The organism is Paractinoplanes toevensis, from assembly GCF_018332695.1.
GTDB classification, from domain to species: Bacteria; Actinomycetota; Actinomycetes; order Mycobacteriales; family Micromonosporaceae; genus Actinoplanes; species Actinoplanes toevensis.
The window spans coordinates 1-1,145 of record NZ_BOQN01000236.1; the positions used below are offsets into that span (position 1 = coordinate 1).

Annotated in this window: 1 protein-coding gene; it reads left to right on the top strand. The window is 67.3% G+C overall.

Going from position 1 to position 1,145, the window contains the following annotated elements; all coding sequences use genetic code 11:
* The first annotated feature begins 121 nt into the window (after nt 1-121).
* Nucleotides 122-1,138, top strand: coding sequence for an IS30 family transposase (locus tag Ato02nite_RS50890; RefSeq protein WP_438873138.1), 1,017 nt, complete (start codon nt 122-124; stop codon nt 1,136-1,138).
* Nucleotides 1,139-1,145: the final 7 nt, after the last annotated feature.

The window sequence follows — 1,145 nt, forward strand, 5'->3', positions numbered from 1 at the left end:
CTTGGGCTCAACCAGTGGTTGCAACGCCTCCTACCTGCGGTTTATCCGCAGGGTCACAGTGGAGGCGTTCGATGGGACTACCCCCGGTGTTGCTGCGGGTTGTTGCCTTGGTGAGGTGTGGGTGATGGCGGCCAGGCTTTCGATGGCCGAGCGAGAAGAGATCGCGTTGGGCCGGGCAGCCGGGGAATCGTTGCGGTCGATAGCCCGTCGGTTGGGTCGGCACCCGTCGACGGTGTTACGGGAGGTCCGCCCGGACGAGCGGTACGGGCAGCGGTACCGGGCCATGGCCGGCGAATATCGTTGCCACGTCAGAGCGCGGCGCCCCAAACGGGCAAAGCTGGCGGCGGGTATGCCGCAGCGGGCGCAGGTGCTGGATCTCCTGGCCCGGCGGTGGTCGCCGCAGCAGATCGCCAGATGGTTGAGACAACGTTTCCCGGACCGGCCGGAGATGCAGGTGTCACACGAAACCATTTACCAGGCCATCTACCTGCAGGCACGCGGCAATCTGCGGGCTGAGCTGGGCCGGCAGGTCGCCTTGCGGTCCGGGCGGGCGGCGCGGCTACGCCGTCATGCGGTGGCCGGGGCGATCCGCTCGCAGCGGCCTTGGCTCGGCCTCAACATCAGCGCCCGCCCGGCCGAGGCCGCTGACCGGGCCGTGCCCGGGCACTGGGAAGGCGACCTGCTCGAAGGAGTCCGCCGCGGCGGGTCGGCGATCGCCACCCTGGTCGAGCGTTCCACCAGGTTCGTGATCCTCGTCAGCCTGCCCGACGGGAAATTGTCCGAACACGTCGCCGTCCAACTGGCCACCGCGATGGCCTGGCTACCGGCCCGGCTACGGGCCACGCTGACCTGGGACCAGGGCACCGAAATGGCCCGCCACACCGATTTCAGCATCGTCACCGACTGCCCGGTGTTCTTCTGCGACCCGCACAGCCCCTGGCAACGCGGATCGAACGAGAACACCAACGGCCTGCTACGCCAGTACTTCCCTAAAGGCCACACCGACTTCACCACCATCGAGCAGGCCGAACTCGACTACGTCGCCGACGAACTCAACGCCCGACCCCGCATGACCCTCAACTGGGCCACCCCAGCTGAGAAAATGGCAGAACTACTCGGCGTTGCAACCACCACTTGAAACCGCC